8 protein-coding genes are annotated in these 6,483 nt (G+C 65.9%); 7 read left to right on the forward strand and 1 reads right to left on the reverse strand.

The annotated features are described in order from the left end of the window. Positions 1-4 precede the first annotated feature (4 nt). Both rimI and BM160_RS13310 read left to right on the forward strand, forming a co-directional pair. Positions 5-490 carry a ribosomal protein S18-alanine N-acetyltransferase gene (rimI, locus tag BM160_RS13305; protein ID WP_092006173.1) on the forward strand — a complete coding sequence of 162 codons (486 nt, stop codon included), beginning with the start codon at positions 5-7 and terminating at the stop codon, positions 488-490. Positions 491-512: 22 nt separating this feature from the next. Then, positions 513-1,259 carry a uracil-DNA glycosylase family protein gene (locus BM160_RS13310; RefSeq protein ID WP_092006176.1) on the forward strand — a complete coding sequence of 249 codons (747 nt, stop codon included), beginning with the start codon at positions 513-515 and terminating at the stop codon, positions 1,257-1,259. A 15-nt stretch (positions 1,260-1,274) separates the two neighbouring features. On the opposite strand, the gene BM160_RS13315 is transcribed toward BM160_RS13310, so the two are convergent. Next, positions 1,275-2,162, reverse strand: coding sequence for a DMT family transporter (locus BM160_RS13315; RefSeq protein ID WP_369821786.1), 888 nt, complete (start codon positions 2,160-2,162; stop codon positions 1,275-1,277). Between the two features lie 92 nt (positions 2,163-2,254). Between BM160_RS13315 and pyrF the strand changes: the two genes are divergently transcribed. The 5 genes from pyrF to BM160_RS22750 form a co-directional block, all read left to right on the forward strand. Next, positions 2,255-3,079, forward strand: coding sequence for an orotidine-5'-phosphate decarboxylase (pyrF, locus tag BM160_RS13320; protein ID WP_177219016.1), 825 nt, complete (start codon positions 2,255-2,257; stop codon positions 3,077-3,079). Between the two features lie 26 nt (positions 3,080-3,105). Continuing rightward, entirely contained in the window at positions 3,106-3,999 is an 894-nt protein-coding gene (locus BM160_RS13325; protein ID WP_092006235.1) for a LysR family transcriptional regulator, read from the forward strand. Positions 4,000-4,097: 98 nt separating this feature from the next. Beyond that, positions 4,098-5,087: a Bug family tripartite tricarboxylate transporter substrate binding protein gene (locus BM160_RS13330; protein ID WP_369821787.1), complete on the forward strand. Its 990-nt coding sequence runs from the start codon at positions 4,098-4,100 to the stop codon at positions 5,085-5,087. A 31-nt stretch (positions 5,088-5,118) separates the two neighbouring features. Next, positions 5,119-6,096 carry a M14 family metallopeptidase gene (locus tag BM160_RS13335; protein WP_092006181.1) on the forward strand — a complete coding sequence of 326 codons (978 nt, stop codon included), beginning with the start codon at positions 5,119-5,121 and terminating at the stop codon, positions 6,094-6,096. Between the two features lie 92 nt (positions 6,097-6,188). Next, positions 6,189-6,483 (forward strand): hypothetical protein (locus BM160_RS22750; RefSeq protein ID WP_255368879.1); only part of this gene is annotated, 295 nt, incomplete at its 3' end.

The following is a 6,483-nucleotide window of genomic DNA, read 5'->3' on the forward strand; positions in this document are numbered from 1 at the left end:
AAGCATGAACGCCCTGGTCCAACCGCAGTACGCCCAGTTCGAAGCCATGACGCCGGCCTGGCTGCCTGCGGTGCTGCGGGTCGAGCAAAGCGCTTACGAGCATCCCTGGAGCGAGCTCAATTTCAGCGACTCGCTCAAGGCCGGCTACCAGCTGCAGCTGCTGACCGCGGGCGAGCCGCCCGAGGCCCAGTTGCTCGGCTACTTTGTCGCCATGAAGGGTGTGGATGAGGTCCATCTGCTCAACATCACCGTTGCGCCGGCCTACCAGCGCCAGGGCTGGGCCTGCGTGATGCTCGACGCCCTGGCAGTCTGGTCACGCGGCCAGGGCGCGCAGTGGCTGTGGCTGGAAGTGCGGCTGAGCAATGCGCGCGCCCGGGCGGTCTACGAACGCTATGGTTTTCGCCATGTCGGCACGCGCCGCAACTACTATCCGGCCACGCCGTCGCAGCCGCGCGGCGAAGACGCCATCGTCATGAGCCTGGCATTGTGAGACCCCCTATGAGCCTAAAGCCATGAGCCTGAACCTGGACAAGCGCCAACGCGCCATGTTGCGCGAAATGGGTGTGCGCGTCTGGCAGCCCGCCGTGCCTGAATATGCTATTGAAGTAATAGCTGATACCGAAGACGTAGCGCCGACTACAGGCCAATTTCATGCTGAAAAATCACCCCAGATAGCGGCCGTCGTCACGCCGCCGGTTCGCCAGCCGGCGCCGGCCAGTGTGGCGCCAGCTGTTGCGCCGGCCGCCAGGCCCCAGCCGGATGCGCGTGGCGCCAGCGCCTGGCGCTTGGGCCAGGCCCAGGCGCTGTACGCCGACTCCGCCCAGTCCGGCGGCGCGCGCTGGCTGGTGCTGGCCGAAACCCCGGCCGCAGCGCTCTCGGGGCCGCTGCTGCAGGGCGATAGCGGCAAGCTGCTCGACAACATGCTGCGCGCCGCCCGCCTGAACCAGGTCGGCGCGGTACTGCTGGCGCCGCTGGCGCGGCAGGCCGCCGGCGCCGTGGCGGAGGACTTTTTGGCCGCGCTGTCGGCGCTGCTGCTGAGTGCCAGGCCAGATGTGGTGCTGGTGATGGGGCGGCTGGCGACGCAGGCCTTGCTGGCCTCCAGCGAGCCCTTTGGCAAGCTCAGGGGCCAGGTGCACCAGCTGCAGGGCGTAAGCGCCATAGTCACCTACGACGCGGCCTATCTGCTGCGCAGCCCGGCCGACAAGGCCAAGGCCTGGGACGATTTGTGCCTGGCCATGAGCTTGCAGGCCAAGGCCTGAGTCTCAGCCTGCCGTTCAGGCCTTGGCGGGCGCGGGGCCGGGTGCCAGCACCGAGCCTATGGCCACGGCCACCAGCGCCACCGCTGCCCAGTCTTGCCAGTACAAGACCTCGCCTAGACCCAGCGCGCCGGAGAAAACGCCAAGGATGGGAACCATCATCACGCTGAGGGTGGAGGCAATCGGCGGCAACGAGCGCGCCAGCATCAGCCACATGGCTTGGGCCAGGCCAAACACCAGCACGGCGTTATAAGCCACGGCGATCCAGGTGGTCGGCGACGGCGCTTGCCATTGCGGAGATTCCATGACCGCGCAGAGCACGCTGAGCAGCACCGCCGCGATCAGCGTCATCCAGAAGGCCAGGGTCAAGGAGGCGATGTGCAGCGTGGTGTTGCGCAGCCGGTGCGTGCCAAAGGCCCAGGTGGCGGCGGCCAGCAAGGCCCCCAGCAGCGCCACCGGCCGGCCCGACAGCTGGCTCAGCTCGTACCACAGCAGCAGCGACACGCCCAATGCCGCCGCGGCAACGCCCAGCCAGTGGCGCCTCTTCAGGCGGGCGCCAAAAAAGCAGGCCCCCAGCAGCGCTGAAAAAATCGGCATGGTGTAGCCCAGTATGGCGGCACGGCCGCTGCTGAGGTTTTTGACGGCCAGGATGATCAGCACGTTCCAGACCAGCATATTGCTCATGGCCAGCCAGAAGACTTCGCGCCAGTCTTCGCGCGGCAGCCGAAACGGCACGCCCTGTACCCGCATGACCAGCATGATGACCGGCAGGGCTAGCCAGAGGCACAGGGCTCTAAAGGTCAGGGGCGGGTAGCCGGTGACGCCCAGCTTCATGATGGGCCAGTTGAGGCCCCATACCAGGGTCAGAAAGGCAAGTAGCAGGAGTTGGCGGGGATTGAGTTGCAAGGAGCGCTTTGGCAAGAAGGGGTGGCAAGGTCGGCGAGCCCGCATTGTCCCGGTTTGTCGGCCGGCTTGCCTGGCGTTCTTACAATACGGGCATGACATTTCTCGACATGCTGAACGCCGCAGAACGCCAGAACAACTCCATGCTGTGCGTGGGCCTGGATCCTGAACCCGCCAAATTCCCCGGCAAGCTGCAGGGCGATGCCAGCAGGATTTACGACTTTTGCGCCGCCATCGTTGACAGCGTGGCCGACCTGGTGAGCGCCTTCAAGCCGCAAATCGCCTACTTTGCCGCCCATCGCACCGAAGAGCAGCTGGAGCGCCTGATGGAGCACATGCGCCGCACCGCGCCGCAAGTGCCCATCATTCTGGATGCCAAGCGCGGCGATATCGGCAGCACCGCCGAGCAGTACGCCAAGGAAGCCTTCGAGCGCTACGGCGCCGACGCGGTGACGCTGTCGCCCTTCATGGGTTTTGACTCCGTCGTGCCCTACCTCAAGTACCACGGCAAGGGCGCCTTCCTGCTCTGCCGCACCTCCAACCCCGGTGGCGATGACTTGCAAAACCAGCGCCTGGCTTCGATTGACGGCCAGCCGCTGCTTTACGAACATATCGCCAGCCTGGCGCAGGGGCCGTGGAACCTCAATGGCCAGCTCGGCCTGGTGGTGGGCGCCACTTATCCGGCTGAAATCGAGCGTGTACGCCTGGTGGCGCCTACGCTGCCGCTGCTGATTCCCGGCGTCGGTGCTCAGGGCGGCGATGCGCTGGCCACGGTGCGCGCCGGCTGGAAGCCTGGCTCGCCCATCATCGTCAACTCCTCGCGCGCCGTTCTTTACGCCTCGTCGGGCGACGACTTTGCCGACGCTGCGCGGCGCGAAGCCCTGAAGACGCGCGAGCTGCTCCAGGCGGCCCGGCCCTAGCCGCGAGCCTTCGGCGGCGAATGGCGATGCAGCTCAAGTGGCTGGAGGATTTTGTGGCGCTGGCGCAAAGCCGCAGCTTTAGCCGCGCCGCCGAGTTGCGCCACGTCACACATCCGGCCTTCGGACGGCGCATCAAGGCGCTGGAGCTGTGGGCCGGCGCGCCGCTGATAGAGCGCGGCAGCGTGCCCCTGACCTTGACAGCCGCGGGCGTCAGCCTGCTGGACAACGCCGAGCAGATCCTGGGCAATCTGGGCCATGCGCGCGAGGCCTTGCAAGAGGCCGCCGGCCGCCAGGCCAGCACCGTCACCTTGGCCACCGGCCGTACCCTGGCGCGCACGCTGCTAGCCGAGCTGATGCCGCGCCTCAAGCCGCTGCTGGCGCAAGGCGAACTGCGCATAGTCACGCGCTCGCAGACCGAAACGGCGCAGATGCTGGAGCGCGGCGAGGCCGAGTTCATGATCACCTACCACCATCCGCTGCTGGCGCTGCGACTGAACGCCAAGCAGTACGCCCACCTGACGCTGGCGCTGGACAAGCTGGTGCCGGTGAGCCGCGCCAACGCCCAGGGCCGGGGCTTGCACAGCCTGGCTGGCAAGACCGCCACGCCCTATCTGGCCTATGACGGAAGCATGGCGCTGGGCCGCCTGGTGCAAGACCATCTGGCCAACAACCCGCATGCGCCGCGCCTGCAGCGGGTGATCGAGTGCGACTCGGCCGACACCGTCCACGAATACGCGCTCAAGGGCCTGGGCGTGGCCTGGCTGCCCTGGTCCATGGTGGCGGGGGCCTGCAAGGCCGGCCAGCTGGTGCTGCTCGGCGATGCGCAGCTTGAGGTGCGCTATGAGGTGCGGGCCTACCGCGCCAAGCACCGCATGAATGCGCTGGCCGAGCGCATGTGGCAGGCGCTGGCGCCGCGCTGAGCATGTGCTGAATGAGCCATAAGTTGTGCCAAAACGGCACATGGGGTGAAAAACACCATCGTGATAATGCAGAGATATCAATCCCTTCAGGAACCGCGATGTCCTTTTCTTTTTCCATGCGCCATGCCGCGCCCGCACTGCTGATCGGTGCCATGAGCGCCCTGCTGGCCATGCCGGCCGCAGCCCAGCCGGACAACTACCCCAGCAAGCCCATCACCATCGTCGTCGGTTATCCGCCAGGCGGCAGCACCGATCTGAGCGGCCGCGTGCTGGCAGCCGAGATGGCCAAGCGCCTGGGCGTGCCGGTGGTGATAGAGAATATAGGCGGCGCCGGTGGTGTCATTGGCGCGCAAAAAGTCGCCAATGCCGCGCCGGACGGCTACACCTTGCTGGTGGGCGCCAACAATGAAATCGCCATCAGCCGGCTGGTGTCGCCCGCGGTCAAGTACACGCTGAAAGACTTCACGCCCATCGGCCTGATTGCCTCGCAGCCCATGGTGCTGGTGGCCTCGCAAAAGAGCGGCGTGAAAAACGTCGAGCAGTTCCTCAGCCAGGTCAAGGCCAATCCCGGACGCTTTAGCTATGGCAGCTCGGGCGTGGGCACGGCGCTGCACCTGGCGGGTGAAATGATCAAGGAGCAAAGTGGTGTCTTCATGACGCACATTCCCTACCGCGGTGTTGCGCCGCTGGCCAATGACCTGCTGGGCAGCAACATCGAGTTCGGCGTGTTCGTGCTCTCCAGCGGCCTGCCGCATATCCGCAGCGGCAAGCTGGTGGCCCTGGGAACGACCGAGAAAAAACGCTCGGCCGTCACGCCCGACATTCCTGCATTGGCAGAAAATTCGGCGCTCAAGGGCATAGACATCAACAGCTGGTTTGCCCTGATGGCGCCGGCCAAGCTGCCCGAGCCTATCGCCGCCCGCCTGCGCAAGGCGCTGGCCGAGTCGCTGCAAACGCCTGATGTGCGCAAGAAGCTGGAAGACTCCGGCTCCTCCATCGCGCCGCTGAACGTGGACATGGCCAAGTTCCTGGCCGATGAAAGCGCCAAGTACCAGAAGATCGTGACTTTCGCCAAGATCCGCGAATAAGGCGGCAGCACCGTCGCAGAAAGAGCCATTCATGAACGAGACCTTGAACTTTACGCTGGCAGTCCCCGACATCGCCGCCTGGCGTGCCGGCAACACCGGCACCGAAGGCGTCTGGCAGTTCGATTCCGGCCGGCCCGGCCGCCACGTCATGATCAGCGCGCTGGTCCATGGCAACGAGCTGTGCGGCGCCTGGGCGCTGAAGGGCTTGCTGGAGGCCGGCGTGCGGCCGCAGCAGGGCAAGTTGACGCTGGCCTTTTGCAATCTCGCCGCCTTCGACCGCTTTGACGCGAAGGATCACGACGCCTCGCGCTTTGTCGACGAAGACCTGAATCGCCAGTGGTCGGCAGAACGCCTGCAAAGCGGCGACACGCTGGAGCGCAAGCGCGCCAGGGCGCTGGCGCCTTTCGTGGCGCAGGCCGACTGGCTGCTGGACATCCACAGCATGCACGAGCGGGCGGCGCCGCTGCTGCTCACCGGCATGCAGGCGCGCAACCTCGAATTGGCCCGCTTGCTGGGCAACCCCGAGCACATCGTGATCGACGCCGGCCACAAGGACGGCGTGCGCATGCGCGACCACGGCCGCTTTGGCGATTTGTGCGAAGACGGCAGCGACAACGGCACGCGTTCGGTGCTGGTGGAGTGCGGCTTTCATGGCGACGAGGTCAGCCGTACGGTGGCGCAAGATATCTGTGCGCGCTTCTTGCTGACCGCGCAAGCGCTCGATGCCTCCGCTATTGCTCGTTTGCTGCCAGGCTGGTTGCAGGCCGATGCGCAGCAGCAATGGGCGCTGGAAGTGACGGGGCCGGTGGTGGCCAGCAGCCAGAACTTCCGTTTTGTCGAACCCTACCAGGGGCTGGAAGTCATTGCCCGCGCCGGCAGCGTGATCGGCTGGAACGACGAGCAGCCGGTCACCACGCCTTACGACGACTGCGTGCTGGTGATGCCCTCGACGCGCCAGGCCAAGGCCGGCGTGACCGTGGTGCGCTTCGCGCGGCGACGGCCCTTGTGATGCGCCAAAGCCCCGCTGCGGCGGGGCTTTTTTTGGTGCGCCCAGCATGGGCGCACACCTGCGGGTGCAAGTCCCGCCAGGAGCTGGTCACAGTGAATGAAGTGAAGCGCAACTGCGTGAGGGCGACCGAACGTGGGAAGGAAGCGTGGAGCGTAAATCGTGAGCCGATGAACAAGAACCGCATAGAAGGCGTTGCCAAGCAGGGCGAGCGGGCCAAAAACCGCAAAGCTCTTGTGACCAAGGCGAGGTGGCGTAGATGCGGCGGTTGTGCGATGAAGGTGTGCGTTCTTACCTGGGGAGATCTCGCCTCGTGGGTGAAAGCCCGACGGCTTTGCCGGAGCGAGAAGTCAGCCGAGGTCGTAGTAGCTGGAGCCGGGGCCGCTGAGG

The organism is Polaromonas sp. OV174 (genome assembly GCF_900112285.1).
In the GTDB taxonomy this organism is placed as follows: domain Bacteria; phylum Pseudomonadota; class Gammaproteobacteria; order Burkholderiales; family Burkholderiaceae_C; genus Polaromonas.